Source organism: Roseivirga misakiensis, assembly GCF_001747105.1.
GTDB lineage: Bacteria > Bacteroidota > Bacteroidia > Cytophagales > Cyclobacteriaceae > Roseivirga > Roseivirga misakiensis.
In genome coordinates, this window is sequence record NZ_MDGQ01000003.1 from 921,138 (window position 1) to 945,881 (window position 24,744).

Below are 24,744 nucleotides of genomic sequence, written 5' to 3' on the forward strand. Positions count from 1 at the left end.
ATATCTCAATCAACTGTAATTCAATAGCGGTGATCGTTATCTCATTCCCGGCAGTGAGATGCCCATTAGTTTGCGATAAAGACTCATGGCATTTGAATCAGTAAGGCCTGAAATATAGTCTAGCAGTGCACGTAACGACTCATAGGTGCTTTCGGAAGATTTGAGCTCTAATTTGACATCTGCTGGTAACAATCTGAAGGCAACGGACTGCCTTTTGTTCATTTGACCAATATTAAGAGCGGCCGGAACGAATGCCTCTAAAAGCCCATTCAACACATTGAATCCTGCGGCTTCAATTTCTACCACGTTTCTGGAACGGTAGATTTTATCGATAGACACTTTCTTGATATCCAACAAAGCTGGTTCAGCTGAAATCTCATCGGTTAAGGAAGTGTCATAAGACCCGTCCAGTATGGCTGCTTCGTTGTCCAGAAATAAGGTTTCGCACTGAGCGATCAATTCTCCAATGGCTAAGGCCCTAAGCAAACCTATTTGCTCAGCCTTACTATTAATAGCATTTAGTTTCTTACGATTAAACCGATCGCCAATTACTTCGGCATAAAGCTCAACGGTTTCTTCATGTGACACTAAGCCCAAATTGCAGCCATCTTCTAGGTCTATAATATGGTAACAGATATCATCCGCAGCTTCTACCAAAAAAGCCAAGGGGTGTCTCACCCATTGATGCTCGGCGAGCGCCCTTAATTGTAGGTCAGCCGCTAGTGACTTAAAGATTTCTCCTTCCGTATAATAGTAACCGTATTTCTTCTGGCTTCTTCTTGGTTTAAAATTATCCGACACCTTCGAAGGCCTTGGATACTTAGTGAAAGCCGCTAGTGTGGGAGCCGTAAGCCTTAATCCTTGATAACCACTCTTGTTTAATAGTCTAAAACCTTGAGCATTACCTTCAAAGTTCACAAGATCGAACCATTGCTGCTCCTTAAAGGAGGATTCGAGTAAATCCTTATTCGCTAAAAAGTAGTCTGAGATGGCGTCTTCCCCTGAATGTCCGAAAGGTGGATTACCGATATCGTGTGCCAAAGCGGCAGAAGCTGTAATTACACCCAAATCACTAGCGCTAAATTGTGTTTTGAGTTTAGGGTGTCTATCTAATATTTTGGAGCCAACCCCTCGCCCCAAAGATCGACCTACACTAGACACTTCTAAACTATGCGTCAAACGATTGTGTACAAAATCGTGCTCTGGTAAGGGGTGAACCTGTGTTTTATCCTGTAGTTTCCTAAAGGGATGTGAGAATATAATTCGGTCAAAATCTCTATCAAACATGGACCTATCCATATTCTTTTCGTGAAATTCAGACCCTCCTAGAAGCACTTCCCAGTTCATATCGCTACATTTTTCCCTGAAATTAGAAATGATAAATGATCTGACAAAGGTTTGGTTCTGTAAAGCAACAAGTAATTGTCTAGGGCTAGGTTTGTGTGAAACGTTTGCACAAAATGTGACCTAAAATGCCCAAATCAAACCCGCAGGCTCCTTGCTTAACAATGGGTTAACAATGGTTGGTTTGAAAAAAAAGTGTCCGCTGAGCAATTCTTGCCTAGAAGGCTGTAAAGCACGATTTCTGCAAACGATTGCGTTAATTTTAAGTTAATTAACCTATGAATTGCCGCACAGTCATTGTACTTTAAGCATTCGATTGCACTTTTTTGGCCAAGTACGGCCAATAATCAAGTAAATTTAAAATGATTGTATGAAAAAGTTTTTACTAACTCTACTTGTTATGTCAGTAGGTTTCCAAGGAGCGCTACTGGCTCAAACAAAGACTGTAACCGGTACGGTTACAGGTGGGGATGATGGTTTAGGAATCCCTCGTGTGAGTGTGACTATTAAGGGCACAACACGTGGAAATGCCACTAACCTAGATGGAACGTATTCTGTCGAGGTTGCATCCAACGAAACCCTAGTATTCTCTTTTGTAGGCTATGTCTCTAAAGAAGTACTTGTGGGTAACCAAACTACGATTGACGTAGTATTAGAGCCTGATTACGCCGAACTAGAAGAGGTTGTAGTTGTAGGTTATGGATCTCAAGAAAGAAAAGAGATCACGAGTGCTGTAGCCAGCCTTAAGCCTGATGATTTTAACAGCGGGAACATTTCTAACCCGACTCAATTACTTCAAGGTAAAGTGGCAGGTCTTTCAATTACTAGACCAGGTGGTGACCCGAACGGCGGATTTAACATTCGTTTAAGAGGTATCTCTACTTTCGGTGCCAACTCATCTCCACTAATTGTATTGGATGGTGTTCCTGGTGCTGACCTTGGTAATGTTGACCCTAATGACATTGCTTCAATTGACGTATTAAAGGATGGTTCGGCTGCTGCTATTTACGGAGCTAGAGGATCTTCTGGTGTTATCCTTATTACTACTACTAAAGGTAGCGGTGAAGATGGTGTAACTAGTATTTCATTGAACACTTTCGCTACAGTAGAAACTAAAGCTATTGATAAAATCAGCGTACTAAGCCCTACAGAGTTCGTTGCGGCAGGTGGTACTGATTTCGGTTCTGAAACTGACTGGGTAGATGTAATTACTCAAAACTCACTGTCTTATGCGACTAACCTTAGTGTAAGCGGATCATTCGGTGGAACTTCTTACCGTGCTTCAGTTAACTACAGAAATAATGAGGGTATTGTAAAAGGTTTCAAAAACGAGAGATTAAATACTCGTTTAAATGTAACTCACAATGCGATCAATGATCGTTTAAGATTAACAGCTAACGTAAACATTACTAATGGTTCTTACGGTGCTAGAAACAACGGTCTTTTCGATTTCGCATTGACTTACAACCCAACTGCTCCAATATTTGATGATGGAACTTTAAGTTCTAACAGTGTTGGTGGATTCTTCCAGACACTTGCATCTTCTGATTACTTCAACCCTGAAGCACTTAGACAACAGCAAAAATTCTCTGGAACGACTAAAACGTCTTTACTTTCTTTCAGAGGTGAGTTTGATATTCTTGATAACTTGACTATCGCTTTACAGTACAACCAAGACAGATCTAATGGCCTAAACAGCCAAGTTTGGTCTAAAACTGATTTTGCTCAAGGATTTGGACAGAACGGTCAAGCAGGTAGAACTGTAGATGATAGATTCACTGAAATCATTACAGGTACTTTAAACTGGGATACTGAGATTTCTTCTGACTTAAACGCAACATTATTAGTTGGTTTAGAGCAGCAAACTCAGAATTTCGAAGGTTTTGGTCTTCAGACTCGTCAGTTCTTATTTGACTCTTTTGGAGCTAACAACTTAGGTGCAGGTGCTATTGTAACTGGTCCTAACACGAACTATTACTCTTATAAGTCTCAAAACATCTTGAACTCTGCTTTCTTCAGAGCTAACTTGAATTACAAAGGTATTTACTTCGTATCTGCCAGTGTAAGAGCGGATTCTTACTCAGGATTTGGTGAGAACAACAAGACTGGTTACTTCCCAACTGTTTCTGCAGGTGCTGAATTAACTGAGATTGCTGACCTTGGGCCTATTAGCCAATTAAAGTTCAGAGCTTCTTATGGTATCACTGGTGCACTTCCTGGCGCATCTGATTACGCACTTCCTGTTATTAGAAATGGTGGTAGAATTGACCTTGATGGTGATGCTAACACTACTGATGATATCAGAATTGCTCCACAGCAAACTCAAAATGCAAACCCTGATTTGAAATGGGAAACTAAAAAAGAGTTTAACATAGGTTTTGATTTCTCAATCCTTGATGGAAAAATCACTGGTACTACTGATTACTATACAAGAAACATTGAAGATCTAATCTTCAACATTATTGTACCAATTGGAGCACCAAGTGCATTTGACATTGGAAACTTCAATACAGTAAATAATACTTGGGTAAACCTAGCTGATTTAAGATCTGCAGGTTTTGAGTTCGCCGCTGCTTACAACGGTTTAAAGTTAGGTGACGTTTCTTGGACACCTTCAATCAACTTCACTATCTATGACAAAACGACTATTGAGTCTTTAACCTTAGATAATGGATTAGGATTTGAAAACCTAAGAGGTGGTAACCTAGGTTCTCCTGGACAAAACAACACTCAGATCATCTTCAACGAAGTAGGTCAGACATTGGGTAACTTTGTAGGTCCAAGATTCATTGGAATCGACGAGAACGGTCAGTACATCTTAGAAGATGCTAACGGTGTTAGAGGTTCTTCTGCAGCTGATTTCAACATTGATGACTTACCAGTAATTGGTAACGCACTTCCAGATGCTGAATTCGGTATCACTAACCAGTTTGGTTATGGTAACTGGAGCTTAATGTTCTTCCTAAGAGGTACAGTAGGTCATGAGTTATACAACTCATTCAGAGGTTTCTACGAAAACCAAGATGCTAGTACTAGTGCTTGGAATAGTATCGTAACTGACAAAACACCTAATGTTTCTGCTTCTCCTACCTTCTCTGATCTATTCATTGAGGATGCAAGTTTCATCAGATTAGATAACTTGCAGCTAGGTTACAGACTTCCTTCGAATTCTGATTGGATCGAGAACATTAACCTTTACTTCGCAGCACAGAACTTATTCACTATTACGAATTACCAAGGTTTAGATCCTGAAGCGAGAAATGACGACGGTGGTAACCAATTAGTGCCAGGGTTAGAAAGAAGAAATACTTTCATCCCTACTAGACAGTTCACTTTAGGTGTAAAATTCAATATTAAATAATAATAGAAATGATAAAATATACTAAAACGACTGCCCTCCTACTAGCCATGCTATTCATAGTAGCTGCTTGTGAGGAGCCTGAGCAGGAGATCTTCGACGGTATTACACCGGAAGAACTCGCGCAAAGTACCGATCCAGCGTTGATCGATGTACTTAAAGCATCTGCTTACCGTAGGATTATCGGTACATGGGGAGGTCATAACTCTCTATGGTCTATGCAAGAAGTAGCATCTGACGAATTAGTTATTGCCCATAAAGGTGCTGACTGGGAAGATGGTGGACAGTGGCTTAGAACTCACAGACACGAATATGTGCCTACTGAGGAAGCTATTAACAACGGATGGGATTACTGCTATGCTGCAGTAGGTGATATCAACTTGTTGATTAACCAAAATCCAAACGTAACTGCGCTTGTAGCTGAGCTTAAAGTGTTGAGAGCATTAATCTACTACTGGTTAATTGATGCTTACGGTAACGTTCCTATCATCACCGAAGATGATACGGATCCAACGCCTCCAACACGTTCTAGAGCTGATGTATTCACTTTTATTGAGAATTCAATTATCGATAACATTGGTGAATTATCTACTGATAACACGAAGACAACTCTAAATCAGTGGTCTGCTAGAATGATCTTAGCAAAACTTTACTTAAATGCTGAGGTTTATACAGGAACAGCAAGATGGACAGATGCGGAAACTCAAATTGACTTAATCATCAACGGTGGTGTGTTTAGTTTAGAGAATAACTTCTTCTCAAACTTTACTACTAACAACGAAGGTTCAAGCGAAAATATCTTGACTTTACCATATGATGAAAACAATGCTGGTGGATTTAACATTGCTCAAATGACTGGTCACTACCAGACTCAAGCAACTTTCGATCTACAAGAATCTCCATGGAATGGATATGCTTCCTTGGAAGAATTCTACAATGCATATGAAGACAATGATGCTCGTAAATCTGGATTCCTAGCAGGTCCTCAGTTTGCTTCTGATGGTTCTCGTTTAACTGACGACAACGCTGAGGCAAATGACCCTGATGGAGCAGACCTTACTTTTACTCCAGAAATCAACGAATTAGCACCTAACTCTTTAAGACAAGCGGGTGTTAGAGTTGGTAAGTGGGAATACAGAAGCGGAGCAACTCAAAGTTTGAGTAACGATTTCTCTTTATTCAGATATTCAGACGTTTTATTAATGAAAGCTGAAGTAATGCACAGAGCTGGAAACAGTACCGGAGCATTGGTTTACGTAAATCAAGTAAGACAAAGAGCTGGAGCGGACCCATTAACTACACTGACTGACGAGATTCTTCTTGCAGAAAGAGGTAGAGAATTATTCGCTGAAGGACACAGAAGATCTGATTTAATTAGATTCGGTGCTTACAACGGAACATGGTGGGAGAAACCTGCATCTGATGCAACTAGAAACATCTTCCCTATTCCGCAAAATCAAATTGATGCTAACGCAGATTTGGTACAAAACCCAGGTTATTAATTAGTATAACTTTACATAATCATTGAAAGGGCCCCGATAATTCGGGGCTCTTTTTTTGTCCTTTTTTTAGCATCTTTACCCCCATGTTTCAAAGACTAAGGCCCATATTAGTTTTGCTGCTAATAATCACAATAACAAGTAGTTGTGATCGAGAAGAAAACACTAATCAACTGTTTTCTAAAGTGAGTTCTAAGGCTTCTGGAATCACCTTTGAAAACCGTCTGGAATACACGGAGAAACTCAATGCGTATACTTACAAAAATTTCTACAATGGAGCTGGTGTTGCCATTGGTGACATCAATAATGACGGGCTATCGGACATCTACTTTTCCGGGAACCTTGTAGACAACAAGCTGTACTTAAACAAAGGAAACTTAGAATTTGAAGATATTTCCATATCCGCTGGGGTTGATTGTCCGAATATTTGGTCTAGCGGAGTATCCATGGCCGATGTAAATGGCGATGGATTTCTAGACATATTCGTCTGTAAGTCAGGACCACTAGGTGGCGAAAAACGTTACAACCAACTTTTTATAAACAACGGTGATCTTACCTTCACCGATATGGCCAAATCTTACGGTGTAGATGAAATAGGCCTTTCAATTCACTCCGCATTTTTTGACTATGACCGCGATGGTGATTTAGATTTCTACTTATTAAATAACAGCACAAGATCAGTTGGCGCCTACGACTTAAGAAAAGATCAAAGAGAAAAAAGAGACCCAAATGGTGGAAATAAACTTTATAGAAATGATGGAGACCATTTCACAGATGTAAGTGAAGAGGCAGGTATTTATGGAAGTGCGATCGGCTTTGGTTTAGGAGTAACTATAGCTGATGTAAATCAAGACAACTGGCCTGACATATTTGTGTCAAACGACTTTTTCGAACGTGACTACCTATATCTCAATAATCAAGATGGCACCTTTAAAGAAGCTTTAGAAAACATGATTAATGAGACCAGTATGGGTTCAATGGGTGCTGATATCGCCGATTTGAATGAAGACGGGTTTCCAGAAATCTATGTCACAGAAATGCTGCCCAAAACGAACGATCGGGTAAAGACAAAAACCCTTTTCGAAAGCTGGGATAAATATCAAGCGAACCTAGCCAGTGGATATCACCATCAGTTTACAAGAAATACACTACAACAAAACATTGGAACAAACCCAGACAATCCAAAAGAAGTAGTTTTCAGTGAAGTGGGTAGGTTGAAAGGAGTTCATGCCACAGATTGGAGCTGGGGAGCGCTACTATTCGACTATGATAACGATGGCAAATCAGACATTTTTGTAGCGAATGGAGTATACAAAGACCTAACTGATCAAGATTATATCAATTTTTACGCTAATAACACGTTAGCCTTTGAGCAATACCGAGATGATAGTCTAATCGTCACAAAGCTTTTAGATGCCATTCCGACTGTACCTTTGGCAAATCACCTGTTTAAAAACCAAGGAGACTTCAACTTTCAAGATCAAGCAGTTCAAAGCGGATTAAAAGATAAAGTCTTTTCCAACGGGGCAGCCTATGGCGATTTAGACAATGATGGAGACCTTGAATTGGTCGTGAATAACATCAATAGCCCAGCAATTCTCTACGAGAATAAGACCAACGAAAACACAACAAACAACTACCTAAAAATTGAATTTGAGCCAAGTGAGTCTCACAGCCTTTTTGGTACTAAAGTTAAAGTCGTGACAGGCAACCTTAGCCAAACCAAAGAATATCATCCTGTAAAAGGCTATATGTCATCCATGGATCACCTATTACATTTCGGTATAGGCGAAAAAACGACTATTGACAAAATTGAAATTGTTTGGCCAGATGATACAAGGTCAACCCTAAAAGAAGTTAAAGGAAACCAGCAACTTACCGTCTCCCAAAAGGAATTGCCAGCTTCCAAACCAACTACTGGAAAAACACAGAAACCTCTTTTTCAGAAAACGACTTTTGCAGATCCAATCTATCATAAAGAAAATCAGTTTTCAGATTTCGATCGTGACCGTTTATTATTTCAGATGAGCTCTAACGAAGGACCAGCAGCTGCCGTTGGTGATGTTAACAACGACGGATTGGATGATTTTTATCTTGGTGGTGCAAAAGGTAAAAACGGCACCCTCTTTATCCAAAATGAAAAAGGTGAGTTAAATGCTACCTCCCCTTTTGAAAACAACGCCTTATCGGAAGATACTGACGCTACCTTTGTCGACATTGATAATGACAATGACCTTGATCTATTAGTAGCCAGTGGTGGTTATGAATATGGTGCAAATGACCCTTCTTTCCGGGATCGAATTTACCTCAATGATGGCAAAGGAAATTTCCAACGACTGGATTGGACAAAGTTCACAGCAGTAAGTGAAAGTTCTAGTTTTCTAAAACCAATTGACTTCGATGCTGATGGCGACTTGGATTTAATTGCAGGAACCCGAAGCATCCCTTTTGCCTATGGCGTACCAGGAAGCATTCATCTATACGAAAACAAAAACAACCAGTTCACCGAAGTCCTCGGTCAAGAAGTAGGCGTTTTTAAAGCGCTAGGAATGCTTACAGACGCCGAAGTAGCAGATATTGATGCCGATGGAGATGAGGACATCGTTGTATTAGGAGAATGGATGCCAATCATCATATTTACTAATACCAATGGGAAATTTACCAAAACGGAATTACCAAATACCGAAGGACTTTGGCATGATATAAGCCTATCAGACCTCAATAATGATGGACGTTTGGACATTATAGGCGGCAATCATGGAAATAATAGTCGGCTTAAAGCGGATGCTGATCACCCATTGAGAATGTACATTAACGACTTCGATAAAAATGGAAGCATCGAGCAAATAGTAACTCAATTTGAAGGAGATAAGTCCTACCCCATCACTTTATTGCCAGATTTAGTCAAGCAATTACCAGGTTTGAGGAAGAAATACGTGAAACACGAAAGCTATAAAGACCAAACCATAACAGATATTTTCGAAGCCGTATCCCTAGAAAACTCCATTACGCTGAGCGCAAAAATGCTGGAAACGACCGCTTTCATTCAAGACGAAAACGGAGGCTTCAACAGCATCAGTCTTCCAAACGAAGTACAGTTTTCACAGGTTTTCGCCATACTTCCGACCGATATTAATGGAGACGGCGCCATAGATTTGATTTTGGGTGGAAACCAGACTAGAATGAAGCCCGAAATGGGTATCAATAATGCCTCATATGGCTTAACTTTACTCAACGATGGCAATGGACAATTCAAAGCCCTAAAGCCATCTGAATCAGGTATTTTGGTAAAAGACGATACCCGTCAAATCCAAAAGATTAATCTGGGTGGACAAGCGATATATTTATTTGTCAGAAACAATGCAAAAAGTATTGGCTACAAAAAAATTGAAGAATGAAGAAGGGATTAATTAGCACGATCATATTAGTGATCATCTTGGCATACACATCGTGCCAACGTAAATCAGAATATCAAAAGCTGGTAGACACTGAGTTGGCCTCAAATGTGAGACAAGACAGTTTATTCTTAGGTATTAGTCTCCAAATGGACTCTAAAACCTTTTTCGGGCATTGCTGGGAGCTAAATAAAAAAGGCGTACTCACTAATGGTGTCGGGAGCCAGATAAAATATGACGCCAGTGAATACTTCGAACATGACACAGATATGTTCTTTTATCCGAAATTTCAGGATAAGAAAATCATTGAAATGCCCATGCATTTCAAATATGCCAATTGGTCGCTGTGGAATGAGGAGCTGAAAGTAGAAACCTTAATAGAAGAGGTAAAAGCTGCGCTAGTAAACTGGTACGGAGGCGAATTCATAAAAATGGTGAGCGACGATGGTTCAAAAACTGTTTGGGTCAAAGTAGATGGTAACAGGAGAATCAGAGTTTACCGACAGAGTATTTCATCAGTGGCGGTAGTCATTACTGATCTTTTAGCCCCTGAAAAAGAAGAAAAATCATAAGGCACATCATCAAATGAGATTCTTAAAAACAACCCTTTCTCTTAGTCTTTTGGTGATTCTATTCGGATGCTCAACCCCCACTGATCAGGAGAAAGTATTTAACAAGTTGACGCCACAGGCATCAGGTGTCTCTTTTACGAATGACCTTCCTTTTGATGAGGAATTCAATATTTACACCTACCGAAATTTCTACAATGGCGGAGGAGTAGCTATTGGAGACATAGACAATGACGGTCTAAGCGATATCTACTTCACGGGAAACTTAGTAAAGAACAAACTTTACAAGAATTTAGGAGACTTAAAGTTTGAAGACATCAGTGAAAAATCGGGTGTATCAGGTCAAAGAGCTTGGAGCACAGGAGTGAGTATGGCCGATGTAAACGGCGACGGATTTCTAGACATATACGTTTGTAATTCCGGCGATATAGCTGGTGATAACAAGCAAAACGAGCTCTTCATCAACAACGGAAACGGTACATTTTCAGAACAAGCGGAAGCCTATGGACTAGCCGATAGAGGATTTTCGACGCATGCCGCATTCTTTGATTATGACAGAGACGGAGACTTAGATGCTTACCTCCTCAACAACTCTTACACAGCCATCAAAAGCTTTAATCTTAGGAAAAATGAGCGACCAATTCGCGATGAAGTTGGTGGAGACAAATTATATAGAAACGATAGTGGGAAATTTGTCGATGTTAGTGAAGAAGCAGGAATTTATGGTAGTGTTATAGGCTTTGGACTCGGGGTGACCGTTGGTGATATCAATGACGATAACTGGCTCGATATTTTTATTTCCAATGACTTCTTCGAAAGAGATTACCTATACATAAACAATGGCGATGGCACATTCTCAGAGTCATTAGAAAATAGCATGCGCTCCATAAGTCAAGCCTCTATGGGGGCTGATATGGCCGACATTAACAATGATGGCAAATCAGATATTTTCGTTACCGATATGCTACCTGAGCCAGACGAAAGGTTAAAGCAAGTCACAACTTTTGAAAGCTGGGATCGCTACGATTATGGTGTCCAAAACGGCTACCACCATCAGTTTATTCGAAATATGCTGCACATGAACAATGGTGATGGAACCTACACAGAAGTAGGTAGACTAGCTGGTGTGGAGGCGACTGACTGGAGCTGGGGAGCATTGTTCTTTGATATGGATAACGATGGCTTCAAAGACCTTTTCGTGGCCAATGGAATTTACCAAGACATCACCGACCTGGATTATTTAAATTTTGCGGCGGATAGTGAAACAAAAGCCAGAACCATCAAACAAGATGGCGTTGACTATAAGGCATTAATTGACCCTATGCCTGTAAATCCGATACCAAATTATGCCTACAAAAATCTCGGAAATCTGGCTTTTGAAAACAAAGCAAAAGAGTGGGGATTAGGAGATCCAGCCCACTCCAATGGATCGGCCTTTGGTGATCTTGATAACGATGGTGATTTGGATCTGGTCGTTAATAACGTTAATGCGCTTTCTAATATTTTCGAAAACAAAACCTCGGATAATGCCGAAAAGAGCAGCTATTTGAAATTCCAATTAACAGGGAAAGACAAGAATACCTTTGCCATCGGCACCAAGATAAATATTCGAGCAGGCGACCAACAATTTTACATTGAGCAAGTACCAATCAGAGGATTTCAGTCAACAGTAGATCCGCGACCAAATGTTGGCTTAGGAGCATTAACTGAAGTGGATTTAGTAGAAGTTACTTGGCCTGATGGTACTAAAACCATCTTGAATAATGTGACAACCAATCAAACATTAGCCCTGAATTGGGCAGATTCAAAAGCAATGGAAGCTGCAACCGAAGAGACTAAAACGACTCTCTTTACAGTCATAAATGCCGAAGAAGTACTTGACTTTAACCATGAAGAAAGCAACTTCATTGACTTTGACCGAGACAGGCTTACCTATCACATGGTTTCTAACGAAGGCCCCCAATTTGCCAGTGCTGATGTGAACGGAGATGGACTTGAAGACCTATTCATTGGCGGCGCAAAAGAACAAGTGAGTGCCATATATATACAAACCACCGATGGGAAATATAAGAAGCTAGAACAACCAGCTTTTGAGCAACACAAACTTTCCGAAGATGTAGATGCAACGTTCTTCGACATGGATAACGACGGAGACCAAGACCTAATGGTGGCTAGTGGAGGCAACGAATTCGGATTGGGCTCCATACAGTTGGCAGATAGGTTATACATCAACAATGGCAACGGACTTTTTGAAGCCAAAGTAGACCCGATACTATCGGCCAATAATTGGAGTACTGGTACCATCATTCCAACCGACATAAATGGCGATGGCTATATGGACGTATTCGTGGGCTCGCGATTAAGACCATTCTTATACGGCGTTTCTGCCCCAAGCTTTATCTTCTTAAATAACAAAAAGGGAGGGTTTGAAAATGCTACCAATGAATTGGCACCCATGCTCAATGATTTAGGAATGGTCACCAGTGCAACTTGGAGCGATATCGATCAAGATGGAGATAGCGACTTGGTAGTAGTAGGTGAATGGATGATGCCGACGGTGCTGCTAAATAATAATGGAAAATTCGAAGACATATCTTCAAAAAGTAATTTGGCAAATCATAGAGGTTGGTATAACAAGGTCCACACAGCCGACCTAGACAACGACGGTGATGATGACTTTATCTTAGGCAACCACGGTCTAAATTCAAGGTTTAGAGCCTCCGCTACTGAACCTATCAAACTGTACGTCAATGATTTTGATCAAAATGGAAGTGCAGAACAGATATTTACAAGAACGATCGACGGAAAAAATCTGCCTTACACCTTGAAACACGAGCTGCAAATGCAGATTCCGGCCATTAAAAAGCGCTACCTGAAATACGAGGCATTTAGAGATCAAACAATCGAGGATATTTTCACACCAGATCAGTTAGAAAAAGCTGTTGTTTCCGAAGTGAACGATCTAGCGAGTATGATCATGATGAATAATGGTGACGGTACATTCGAAATCGTTAAAATGCCCCTCGAGGCGCAGCTCTCTCCTATTTATGCTGTGAGCACCAATGACTTTAACAACGACGGGAACCTTGATATACTCCTTGGTGGCAACTTGCACAGAGTTAAGCCACAAGTTGGGAAATACGATGCCAACTATGGCGTGGTCTTACTGGGCGATGGAAAAGGAAACTTTAAAACGTTGGATAAAAACGAAACTGGTTTGTCCATTTCAGGAGAAGTAAGAGACTTTAAAGTACAGACTTTAAATGGCGAAAAGTACTTGTTGATCGCGATGAATAACGAGCCTGTCAAAGCCTATAAGTTTTAGGCTAAATGAGAAAGCACCTACTTTACCTATCCCTATTTATTTGCCTCGGTTGTGCCGATAAAAGCAAAGAAGCACCGGTATTCCAATTATTATCATCCTCTGAAACTGGATTGAACTTCAAAAATGAAATCAACTCGACCAAGGATTTCAATATTCTCGAATATCTTTATTTCTATAACGGTGGTGGAGTTGCCGCAGGTGATATCAACAATGATGGATTAGTAGACCTCTATTTTACCTCAAACCAAGCGTCAAACAAACTCTATCTGAACAAAGGCGACCTAAAGTTTGAAGATGTTACAGATCAAGCTGGAGTATCAGGAAATAGTACTTGGTCCACAGGCGTTACGATGGCCGACGTTAATAATGATGGCTACCTCGACATTTATGTGTCACAAGTAGGTGACTACAAATTGGCAAAGGGTAAAAATGAGCTATTCATTAATAACCAAGACGGTACTTTTAGCGAATCTGCCGCTTTATACGGACTCGACTTTGTTGGATTTTCGACCCAAGCCGCCTTTTTCGATTATGATAAAGATGGTGACTTAGACATGTACTTGTTAAACCACTCCATTAAAAATCCAGAGGTATTTACAGAGGCTGAATCAAGAAAAAAAGCAAGTGATCAGGGCGATAAGCTATTTCAAAATCAAGCGAGTGAGGGTTTAGTAGGATTTAAGGACGTTACGGAAGAAGCTGGCATTTACTCAAGCATAATTGGGTTTGGTTTGGGCATTGCCATCAGCGATATCAATAATGACAATTGGCCAGATATTTATGTCTCTAACGACTTTACAGAAAATGACTACCTCTATGTAAACAATCAAGATGGCACCTTTTCGGAGCAACTGGAAACTCGGATACAGCACACGAGTCGCTTTTCTATGGGAAATGAGATTGCCGATCTCAACAACGATGGGCTGGGTGAAATAATCACCACGGATATGCTCCCTTCAGACCCAACTATTTGGAAAAAATCCGTAGTGGAAGACAAGTCAGAAGTCTATAAAATTAAACTAGGCTTCGGCTATGGGCATCAGTACGTACGCAATACCCTACAACACAACCTAGGCAATGGCCAGTTTTCAGACCTCAGCCTTTTTACAAACTCATTCGCCTCCGACTGGAGTTGGTCTCCGCTCATTTTTGACATGGATAATGATGGTTTTCAAGACATCCACATTACCAACGGCATTTATAAAAGACCAAATGATCTAGATTATCTAAACTACCAATCAGGTGCTAGTGAAATCCGGCAAAAAAGCATGGATGAGCTAGAAGAATTCTTGATTGAAACGCTGCCCACCCTCAAAATCTCAAATTACACCGGCCAAAACCTCGGCAATTTCAACATCAAAAATAAAGCTGCGGATTGGGGGCTAGACCAACCGTCTTACTCCAACGGTTCCACCTATGCCGACTTAGATAATGATGGCGATCTGGAGCTGATTATCAACAATGTGGCGCAAGAAGCCTTTGTTTATAAAAACACCACGGATTCGAAAAAAGCTTACTTGAAAATTCGTTTTCAGGGACCAGAAAAGAACCCTTTTGGGATTGGGGCAAAAGTTATGGTTAGAACGGGTGACCAAGTAATGACCAGAGAAAACTTCAATACAAGAGGTTTTCAGTCTGCCACAGCCCCAGAGCTTTATTTTGGACTGGGAAAACAATCAAAAAAGATCGATCAGTTGATAGTTATCTGGCCCAATGGTAACGAACAAACGCTCACAAACCTCGACCCAAATAGAACAATAACACTCGATTATAAAAGTGCTGACCGATCGGTAAGAACAGCGCAGAAACCAAAAACAGCACAACTTGAGAATCTGACCTTACCTTTTGAATTTGTCCATAAAGACGATGAATTCAACGATTTTGACAGAGAGTATCTAATGCCACGCAACTTCAACCATGAAGGTCCCGCACTGGCCATTGCAGATGTAAATGGAGATGGCCTAGACGACGTTTATTTTGGTGGCGCTAAAGATCAGGCAGGGGAACTTTGGATGCAAATGGCCAATGGAGAATTCAAAAATAGTCCCTCAACCGTATTTCAACAATTAGCGCGTGCGGAAGACGTTTCTTCTCACTTTTTTGATGCTGACCAAGATGGCGATCAAGACCTGTATATCAGTACTGGAGGCAATGAATTTCCTGAAGGTCAATTGTTCTCTTACGACAGGCTTTATCTAAACGACGGCAAGGGAAATTTCCGCTTTTCGCCAAGTGCATTACCACAAATAGGTTCGCAAGGCAAAGCCATAGCTATCGAAGATATTGATGGAGATGGTGACCTCGATGTATTTGTAGGCTCCAACATTGTTTCTGGCGCCTATGGCAAAAACCCTCAACATTACTTATTGATCAATAATGGCCGTGGTCGTTTTCAAAACGAAATCACTCAAAGGCTAACCAGCCACGAAAATTTGGGCATGCTTAACTCCGCTAAATGGTTTGATTTTGACGGAGATGGCGATCAAGATTTGGTTATGGCTGGGGAGTGGACTTCGGTTCAGGTTTATGCTAATAATGGGTCTGGACAATTCGAAAAACTGGCAAACGAAATATTAGACGCTAACAGTGGCTGGTGGTATAGTTTGTCTATTGCCGATGTAAATCAAGATGGCAAACCGGATATAATCGCTGGAAATCTCGGCCTTAATAGCAAACTAAAAGCATCTGAAAAAGAGCCAGCTAGGCTTTACCTAAACGACTTTGACGATAATGGTCAAACCGACCCCTTTGTTTTCCATTATCAAAATGGTATCGAGTCGCCTTACGCCACACGCGATGATCTGATCAAACAAATGGCAGCGATAAAGAAGCTACATCCGGATTACGGATCGTATGCAGCACTAAAAGGTCCAGAAGATTTATTGGGTGACAAACTCAATGAAAATACGCTGGTTAAAGAAGCCAAAACGTTTGAGTCTAAGGTTTTCATCAACAAGGGTAATCGTAATTTCGAAGCAATTGCTATGCCTCAAGAAGCCCAATACAGCCCCATTATGGATATTATAGCTGATGATATAAACCAAGACGGAGCACAAGACCTTTTACTTTTTGGAAACAATTTCACCTTTAGAAACGACTACGGCCGAGCGGATGCCAAACCAATTACATTAGTCCTAGGCGATGGAAAAGGAAATTTCACCCACAGTAATGATACGCATCTAAACACTCAGGAGAACTGGGGGGAATATCGATCGGCCGGGAAAATTAATATTAAGGGGCGACAAGCTTATCTTGCCCTCCGAAACAATTCAGCACCCGTTCTTTTAGGCAATCGCTAACCAGTCTAAGCCTTCCATTAGTATAATTCGGCATAATCATTAAACATCAATCAGTATATTGGTAGGATGATGAAAACATTGCTGCAATCACTTCTTATCGTGGCCTTTCTTGGACTCCTATCCGCCTGCAAAAGTTCAGATCTGAATTTCACCAAAAAAGATGTTGAAAGTAGCCAGAAACTAGTTGGTCTAGACATCGATGAAAAATATTTCGGTGATATGCACAGGTATCTGGGGCGAAATAGAGCGGGGTACGATTCCATGAGGAAGTATCCTATCAACAACGAGACATTTCCTGCCCTAACCTTCGATCCCCACCCTACAGGGTTTGAGTATCCAGCAATTAGAGAGACAAATAACCAATGGAAGATCCCCACTGGAACCCCATTGCCTGAAAGCGACGCTGAAATCGCCTTTTTGAGCATTCCTGAACTGGCCGATCTTTTACGATCGAAAAAGCTAAGCTCGGAAAGGCTCACAAAGATATACCTCGATAGAATCGATCGATTTGACGGACAACTGCTGAGTGTTATCACCGTCACAAGAGAACTTGCGCTTAAACAGGCAAAACAAGCTGATAGGGAAATACAAAGCGGGAACTACAAAGGCTTGCTACATGGAATTCCGTATGGGGTAAAAGATTTGATAGCGGTAAAAGGATACCCCACTACTTGGGGAGCCGCACCCTATAAAGATCAAATGATCGACTATACGGGAACGGTTGTAAAGAAGCTTGAAGAAAAAGGAGCCGTACTGATCGCCAAGCTAGTATCAGGCTCCCTGGCCCGGGGAGACGTTTGGTTTGGTGGTAAAACCAAGAATCCATGGGATTTAAAACAAGGTGCTAGCGGATCGTCTGCTGGACCAGGTTCTGCCACAGCAGCTGGGTTAGTCGCCTTCTCATTAGGAACGGAAACCTTAGGCTCTATTACATCGCCCTCCACTCGAAACGGTATCACTGGCTTAAGGCCAACTTATGGAAGAGTAAGCCGAAATGGAACAATGAGCCTGAGTTGGTCTATGGACAAAATAGGTCCAATGTGCAGGTCAGCTGAAGATTGTGAAATCGTTTTTGACGCCATTTATGGCAAAGATGATCTAGACCCTACTACCAATGACGTGGCTTTTCATCAGGTTAAAAAATCTGCTAGCCAACTGAAAGTGGCGTACCTAAAAGACGACATTATGGCCGATTCGAGCTCTTCCATGGGTAAAAATCTCATAAAAGGACTGGAAGTACTAAAAGGACTTGGTGTAAACCCATCGGCCGTTTCATTGCCTAAGAATTACCCCTTCAACGTTTTTGACATTATTCTACGCGCTGAAGCTGGTGCCTTTTTCGATGAATTAGTCTATTCGAAAGAAGTGGACAATATGGTAGAGCAAAACTATGGCTCACGAGCAAACTCTTTGAGGCAGTCGCGTTTTATTCCAGCTGTAGAATACTTGCAAGCCAATCGGCAACGGCGGCAATTGATCGATGATGTTCATCAAATATTCAAAGATTATGATGTGATCATAGCGCCATCTTTCAGAGGAAGGCAACTTTTCATTACAAATCTAACCGGCCACCCAGTGGTTAGTATTCCCACAGGTTTTGATAATAGAGGCCGACCGACAAGTATGACATTCATCGGTAATTTGTACGATGAAGGCAGTATTTTGGCTTTGGCCAAAGCATATCAAGCAGAAACAGATTTCGACGAAAAACACCCTCCACTTTTTTCAAAAGCAGACCAATGATAAGCAGATCAAAATCTATCAGCCTATTTCTAATCTCTTGTTACCTCATTTTTAGCTGCACTTCGCTAGAAAATATGGAAAGAGAATTAGGAGTAGTTTCAACGTTTTCAGAATTGGTGAATGCTGGCGTAAAAGTCTTAGCCTTAAGTAGCCCGATGACACCTGCTGAAATGGAGCGGTTTTACCCATTAGCGAAAGAGGAAGCAGCCAAATACGGCGTTTCGGCGGTTAGAGAAGCTGACTTGATTAAAACAGCCCTTTTCCCTGAGGATATCGCGGAGGGAAAAGAGGTTTTATTGCTCTTTCAGGGTAATACCAAATATGCATACGATCAGATAAAGGCAGATCAGGCTGCTTTAATTAAGGAGAACGCCTACGATGAGTCTGCCCAAATAGAAATTGCCAGAAGGTTCGGCCGTCTACTTAGTTATACCCCAAGAAAAATCAACCGATTACTGGCTGAAAATACGGATTACAGAACCCTAGATGATTTTAATATCCAGGCCACCAATGTTTTTCTTTACTATAAAGACTTAAAGAAGGCAACCGACTTTTATACCCAAACACTTGGTCTAGAACTCCTGACTACATACGATAATGCAAGCATTTTGAAGATAACTGACGAAGCACTACTCGTGCTTGTCGATGCTGCCAAGGGCATGCATAGTGCAGATGAACCTAAAACCGTGGCGCTTGCCTTACTGACAGATCAGTTACCAGAATGGTACGACTACTTGCAAAAGGAAGGTGTCCCTATTAAATATACTTATAAGCCGAAAGAAGGCGGTCCGCATGATGGATTTGTCGCCATTGATCCTGAGGGATATTTGTTGGAGTTTGAACTCTTTAAGCAGCACAAAGAAAACGAAGATTTTGTTCCATACTTAGAGCAAAATGAACCGACCAACACTAAGGTAACGTACGGGGGAAAAACGTTGAATTTCCACGGTGCTATTACTTGGCTGTACTATCAAGACGTTTTGGCGATGCAGGACTTCTCTGAGGATATCATGGGGTTTGAACTCGTGGCAGACCAAGGCTGGACCAAAATCTATCGCGTAACAGATTCAGGGTTTATTGGGTTGGTGGATGAAAGACGAGGTATGCACAAGTTCTCCAAAGAAAAAGCAGTAACAGTATCGTTTATTCTGGAAGACTTAGATGGCTGGTACGATTATGTAAACCGTAAAAAGCCGTTTGAATTAAGAGATGGAGGGTTCGAAGAAGAACCTGATGGTCGATACAAGGCTTTTGTAGGTTATGACTTAGGACAATACTATTATGAGTTCGATAAGTTCTTCGATCATCCTGATAATGAGAAACTAATGCCTTTGTTCAAATAGGGAAGGTTCTCACCTAAATACTTAGTCTAAGAATTGAGTTTATGGCCATAAAATGTTACTTTTTATAGTCAATAAACTCAACCAATGAACAAACTAACTCGGCTCCTCTTATCGTCCCTCCTCTGTTTTTCAATTGTCTTTGCAGCATCCGCTCAGCATGTCAATCTAGATTCAACCCAGAAAATAACAGACCTCAATAAAGGAAACCTTTACGATCCCATACAGCTATTGCAAGGTAGGGTTGCGGGTGTATCAATTACCCGACCAGGAGGCGATCTAAATGAAGCTTATCAAATAAGAATAAGAGGTATAAATGCCCTGAGTCCCGAGAATAGACCATTGGTAATTCTTGATAATATGGTCGGGGTTTCCCTGGAAAACATTGACCCAAATGATATAGAGAGCTTTACCATTTTAAAAGAAACTGCAGCTACAGCCTTATATGGAATGCGAGGTGCTAATGGTGTAATTATTGTCACTTCTAAACGAGCAAAAAGTGATACCCCCATTATAAACGTTCATTCTTCCGTCAGTATCGATCGGATCGGTAAAACCTATGACGTACTTGATAGAGCAGCATTTCTTGATCTTGGCGGCCCTGATTTTGGCGCAAACACGGACTGGATCGAAGAATCTACACAAACTGGACTCTCAGAAGCAGCTGGTTTTCTAGTTAGCCAACAACTCGAAAAAACCACCTTTAGTTTATCCGCTAACTACAGAGACATTGAAGGAATTGTGAGTCCTTCATTCCAAAAACGTTTAAACACAAGGTTTGCCATTGATCATTTACTGCTCAACGATAAACTTCAGGTTTCAGGCCAAATCTTTTTTACCAATTCAGAAAGGGGAACAGTTAACCCGCTCGTTTTTCAGGAAATGACGGTTTATAATCCGACCGCCCCAATTTTTGATCCTTCAAATACAAGCACAGGTGGCTTCTTTCAGCAAAACCTTTTCGATTCCTACAACCCCATAGCCTTGCTAAATCAACAGCAAGATATTTTAGAGGACAAGCGGCTCCTTTTAGGTTTCTCCGCTTCCTATGAAGTCCTAGATAACCTTAACATCCGAGGATCTTACACTCAGGACAATAGAAACAGTTTTGGAGGACAATATTGGAGTAAAGATGATTATGAACGGGGTATCTGGTTCAACGGTATAGGCAATCGTTCAACCTCAGATCGGTTCACTGAAATCGTCGATTTCTCTGTAGACTATCAAAAAAGAATTAAAGAAATTAATTTTAAATTTTTAGTGGGAACAGGGTTTCAGAACCGTGAAAATGAAACATTCTTTGCACAGGTCAACCAATTTCTCTTTGATGCACAAACCTTTAATAACCTTGGCTTTGGGGCTATAGCCTCTGGTCCGGGTGCTCAGATAAGCAGTTCCAGAGTCGACGATCGCCTCAACTCATACTATGGAAGAATTGATGCTCAATTTAGTGACGCCTTCGGTGCTTATTTAAACCTTCGGGCAGATTCATATAGCGGTTTTATCGACAACAAAACAGGGCTTTTCTATGGATTGGGGCTTCAGTATGACCTAATTAATACAATAGAAGCTGGCAGTTTTAGCCAATTGAGCCTTCGAGCAAGTTATGGAACAAGTGGAAACTTACCGCCGAACCCCAACCTAGGAGAAAGTTTAATTATACCTAATGCACCACAAGACCTTGATGGTGATGCTAACACCACAGATGATATTTTTGTATCTGGTTTTCGCCCAAACTCTAGAAACCCTTTGCTTCAGTGGGAAGAGACGAAAGAGTTTAATCTAGGAATTGATTTTGCTTTGACGTCGATTGGACTTTCTGGTTCATTTGACTATTTCAATCGTAAATCAGAAGACCTTATTCTGGATGAGTTGGCAATTATTGGATCACCCAATAGATTGGACCCGGGTACATTCCATACCACAACTACCATATTTGCAAACGCCATCGACTTATCTACATCGGGCATTGAACTAACCCTCAATTATCAAAAAAGCTTCGACGCGTTAACTTGGAATAGTAGCATTAATATCACTCGGTACCAGCCCAACTCAATAGACAGAATGGGCTCATTTTCCGATAATCAATTGACTACTTTTTTCGGAGGGTTTTCATTCTCTCCAGGCGGGCGATCTAACCTGACTACAAGGAATTTATTAGGAGGTACCGTAGGAGGACTTTACGCCCCTAGGTTATTATCGGTGGACGCTAACGGAAATGTAGAAGTTTCTACTCAGCTAAACACTGAATGGGAAGAAGTTGGCAACGCAATTCCCACAACAGACTTGGGTTTCTACAATGAAATAAACTTTGGCAGCTGGACGATGAACTTTTTATTGAGAGGTAGTTTTGGTCATTCCATGCTGAACGTTACTCGTATGTTTTATGAACCGCAGTCTCCTTTCACAGCTAGTTTTAACAACGTGTTGACCGACCAATATGTAGGAGCACGAGACTTCACCTTTTCTGATAACTATGTTGAAAAAGCATCCTTTCTGAGGCTCAATCATCTGGCTATTTCAAGAACTCTAGCATTAAGTAATCAGCGCTTTCTGACCTTAGAAATAATAGGTCAAAACTTATTTACTATTACGAACTATACGGGCCTTGACCCTGAACCTCGGCTCTTCCACTCAAGAGGTGCAAACTGGATAGTTCAAGGTTTTACAGCAGGGGAAGCCGAAAGACAATTTCACTTTACCACCAGAACGTACACCTTGGCCCTAAAACTAAGCCTGTAACAATAGAGAGGCCAATTATGGTGTTTTCCGATTAGAAAGTAACCCTCAAAATTCGTATACTTATTCTAGATTTCTTTTCGAAGAAGTATTCTTGAAACGCGCTAATTAATTGAATTATGAAAACAGTTGTCTCCAGTTTTCTGCTACTATTTACTGTTGTAGCATTTGCTCAGAACTACGACCAATCTCCATGGCACATTCCGGCCAAAAACATCGATCCTAATAATTACTATGGCATTACTGTAGGCAACGGTATGGTAGGAATAGTTTCCTCACCTGAGCCAATGAGAGTGCAAGATGTAGTGCTTAATGGCGTATACGACAACTACCAAAGAGGAAGGGTATCTAATATCTTGAAAACCTTCAACCATGTCAATTTCGATCTCGATATCAATAGAAGAAGAGTAGGTGGCAAAATGGTAAGCAACTATCAACAGGTGCTTGACATGAAAAAGGCCATTTTGACGACAACTTTTGACATAGAAGATAAAGCGACAGTTGAACACCAAGTGATGTCACTCAGACACCTACCTTTCACTGCAATGGTGATCATGAAAATTACGGCAAAGGAAGATATATTAATTACGCCTATAAGTGTAATGGAAGCACCGGATCACCTGACTGATGTGAGACAATTCTATGCACAAATAGATCGACCGCACGTATCATTTCCTTTAATGACATCCGTAGGAAAAAGCCCTTCAGGTTCCAGTACCGTCGCCGCATCATCCACATTTATATTTCCTGAAGAGCACGGGCACGAACCAAAAGTAATCCATGAAGATTGGGACTTTAATAGGCACTGGGCAAAGTTCGATAAACAGTTAAAAGCTGGAGAAACATATGAATTTGCTTTAGTGGCATCTACTATGGCGAGCGAACATTTCAGCGACCCTCAAAACGAAGCGGAAAGATTAACGATTTATGCAAGATTGGAAGGCAAGGAACGGTTGCTAGAGAGACACATTGCAGCGTGGGACGAATTATGGGAAAGCGACATTGTCATCGAAGGAGATTTGCAATCTCAAAAAGATGTGAGATCGGCACTTTACCACCTCTATTCATTCGCTAGGGCAGGTACAGCCTACTCTTTATCCCCAATGGGCCTATCAGGTTTAGGCTATAATGGCCATGTATTTTGGGATACGGAGCTATGGATGTATCCGCCATTGTTAATGCTACAACCAGATATCGCTAAGTCATTATTAGAATATCGTTTTCAGCGGTTAGGTGCGGCAAAACAAAACGCATTTGCCCATGGCTATAAAGGCGCTCAGTTCCCATGGGAATCTGCAGATGACGGATCAGAAGACACGCCAGTATGGGCTCTTACTGGACCTTTTGAACACCATATCACCGGCTGTGTTGGCTGGGCATTCTGGAAATACTACCAAGTTACAGGTGACAAAGAATGGTTGAAAGAAAGAGGGTGGCCAATATTAAAAGAAGTAGCCACATTCTGGGCAAGCAGAGTTGAACGCAACGGACCAGGGCAATACGATATTAAAAATGTGATTGGCGCCAATGAATGGGAAGAAAATATAGACAACAACGCCTTTACGAATGCCATTGCTAAACTCACTTTGGGATATGCCTCGGAAGCCGCGCAAGTTTTAGGGCTAAAAGCAGACCCAGATTGGGCACATGTAGCGGAAAACATCCCAGTTCTGAAATATGCCGATGGTACTACCAAAGAAAACGCGACATATGCAGACGTTATGATCAAACAAGCGGATGTGAACTTACTGTCTTATCCACTCCAATTTTACAAGGACAACAGTCAGATAGAGAAAGACCTTAAGTTTTATGAAACCAAAATGGCACCTGACGGCCCTGCTATGGGATTTTGCGTATTAGCGACCATCTATGCACGTTTAGGAGATTCAAACAAAGCTTTTGACGTTTGGACAAACAGCTTCAGACCAAATGCAGTCCCTCCTTTTGGTGTATTATCTGAAACAAGAGGTGGCACTAATCCATACTTTGCGACAGGAGCAGGTGGCATGTTGCAAACGGTTCTTGGCGGATTTGGTGGCTTAGATATCACCAATGATGGAATTGTAAAAGGAAAACAGAACCTACCCAAAGGGTGGAAAAGTATGGAAATAAAGGGGTTTTATAGAAAATAAT

11 protein-coding genes are annotated in these 24,744 nt (G+C 41.2%); 10 read left to right on the forward strand and 1 reads right to left on the reverse strand.

The window, feature by feature from the left end; translation table 11 throughout:
- Positions 1 to 36: 36 nt before the first annotated feature.
- Positions 37 to 1,347, reverse strand: coding sequence for a dGTP triphosphohydrolase (gene dgt / locus BFP71_RS04315; protein ID WP_069834197.1), 1,311 nt, complete (start codon positions 1,345 to 1,347; stop codon positions 37 to 39).
- Positions 1,348 to 1,714: 367 nt separating this feature from the next.
- On the opposite strand from dgt, the gene BFP71_RS04320 reads away from it, so the two are divergent.
- The 10 genes from BFP71_RS04320 (at position 1,715) to BFP71_RS04365 (ending at position 24,743) form a co-directional block, all read left to right on the forward strand.
- Entirely contained in the window at positions 1,715 to 4,705 is a 2,991-nt protein-coding gene (locus BFP71_RS04320; protein WP_069834198.1) for a SusC/RagA family TonB-linked outer membrane protein, read from the forward strand.
- 8 nt (positions 4,706 to 4,713) lie between these two features.
- Positions 4,714 to 6,204 carry a RagB/SusD family nutrient uptake outer membrane protein gene (locus BFP71_RS04325; RefSeq protein WP_069834199.1) on the forward strand — a complete coding sequence of 497 codons (1,491 nt, stop codon included), beginning with the start codon at positions 4,714 to 4,716 and terminating at the stop codon, positions 6,202 to 6,204.
- 182 nt (positions 6,205 to 6,386) lie between these two features.
- Positions 6,387 to 9,599, forward strand: a complete 3,213-nt coding sequence (locus tag BFP71_RS04330) for a VCBS repeat-containing protein (RefSeq protein ID WP_245701815.1) — start codon at positions 6,387 to 6,389, stop codon at positions 9,597 to 9,599.
- The gene (locus tag BFP71_RS04335; RefSeq protein WP_088124869.1) at positions 9,596 to 10,168 is read left to right on the forward strand and encodes a hypothetical protein; all 573 of its coding nucleotides are present in this window, start codon (positions 9,596 to 9,598) and stop codon (positions 10,166 to 10,168) included. The genes BFP71_RS04330 and BFP71_RS04335 overlap by 4 nt, the downstream gene beginning before the upstream one ends.
- 13 nt (positions 10,169 to 10,181) lie before the next feature.
- Positions 10,182 to 13,490, forward strand: coding sequence for a VCBS repeat-containing protein (locus BFP71_RS04340; protein ID WP_069834201.1), 3,309 nt, complete (start codon positions 10,182 to 10,184; stop codon positions 13,488 to 13,490).
- 5 nt (positions 13,491 to 13,495) lie between these two features.
- Positions 13,496 to 16,789: a VCBS repeat-containing protein gene (locus tag BFP71_RS04345; RefSeq protein WP_069834202.1), complete on the forward strand. Its 3,294-nt coding sequence runs from the start codon at positions 13,496 to 13,498 to the stop codon at positions 16,787 to 16,789.
- A gap of 66 nt (positions 16,790 to 16,855) precedes the next feature.
- Entirely contained in the window at positions 16,856 to 18,532 is a 1,677-nt protein-coding gene (locus tag BFP71_RS04350) for an amidase (RefSeq protein ID WP_069834203.1), read from the forward strand.
- A 74-nt stretch (positions 18,533 to 18,606) separates the two neighbouring features.
- The gene (locus BFP71_RS04355) at positions 18,607 to 19,875 is read left to right on the forward strand and encodes a VOC family protein (RefSeq protein ID WP_088124870.1); all 1,269 of its coding nucleotides are present in this window, start codon (positions 18,607 to 18,609) and stop codon (positions 19,873 to 19,875) included.
- Between the two features lie 84 nt (positions 19,876 to 19,959).
- Complete coding sequence (locus BFP71_RS04360) at positions 19,960 to 22,614, forward strand: TonB-dependent receptor plug domain-containing protein (RefSeq protein ID WP_069834205.1); 2,655 nt, start codon at positions 19,960 to 19,962, stop codon at positions 22,612 to 22,614.
- A gap of 116 nt (positions 22,615 to 22,730) precedes the next feature.
- Positions 22,731 to 24,743, forward strand: coding sequence for a glycoside hydrolase family 65 protein (locus tag BFP71_RS04365; protein WP_069834206.1), 2,013 nt, complete (start codon positions 22,731 to 22,733; stop codon positions 24,741 to 24,743).
- Position 24,744: the final 1 nt, after the last annotated feature.

Excerpts from the sequence above, each read along its gene's own strand:
- dgt (WP_069834197.1), bottom strand. The coding sequence starts at position 1,347 with ATGAACTGGGAAGTGCTTCTAGGAGGGTCTGAATTTCACGAAAAGAAT.
- BFP71_RS04320 (WP_069834198.1), top strand. The coding sequence starts at position 1,715 with ATGAAAAAGTTTTTACTAACTCTACTTGTTATGTCAGTAGGTTTCCAA.
- BFP71_RS04325 (WP_069834199.1), top strand. The coding sequence starts at position 4,714 with ATGATAAAATATACTAAAACGACTGCCCTCCTACTAGCCATGCTATTC.
- BFP71_RS04335 (WP_088124869.1), top strand. The coding sequence starts at position 9,596 with ATGAAGAAGGGATTAATTAGCACGATCATATTAGTGATCATCTTGGCA.
- BFP71_RS04340 (WP_069834201.1), top strand. The coding sequence starts at position 10,182 with ATGAGATTCTTAAAAACAACCCTTTCTCTTAGTCTTTTGGTGATTCTA.
- BFP71_RS04345 (WP_069834202.1), top strand. The coding sequence starts at position 13,496 with ATGAGAAAGCACCTACTTTACCTATCCCTATTTATTTGCCTCGGTTGT.
- BFP71_RS04350 (WP_069834203.1), top strand. The coding sequence starts at position 16,856 with ATGATGAAAACATTGCTGCAATCACTTCTTATCGTGGCCTTTCTTGGA.
- BFP71_RS04355 (WP_088124870.1), top strand. The coding sequence starts at position 18,607 with ATGGAAAGAGAATTAGGAGTAGTTTCAACGTTTTCAGAATTGGTGAAT.
- BFP71_RS04360 (WP_069834205.1), top strand. The coding sequence starts at position 19,960 with ATGAACAAACTAACTCGGCTCCTCTTATCGTCCCTCCTCTGTTTTTCA.
- BFP71_RS04365 (WP_069834206.1), top strand. The coding sequence starts at position 22,731 with ATGAAAACAGTTGTCTCCAGTTTTCTGCTACTATTTACTGTTGTAGCA.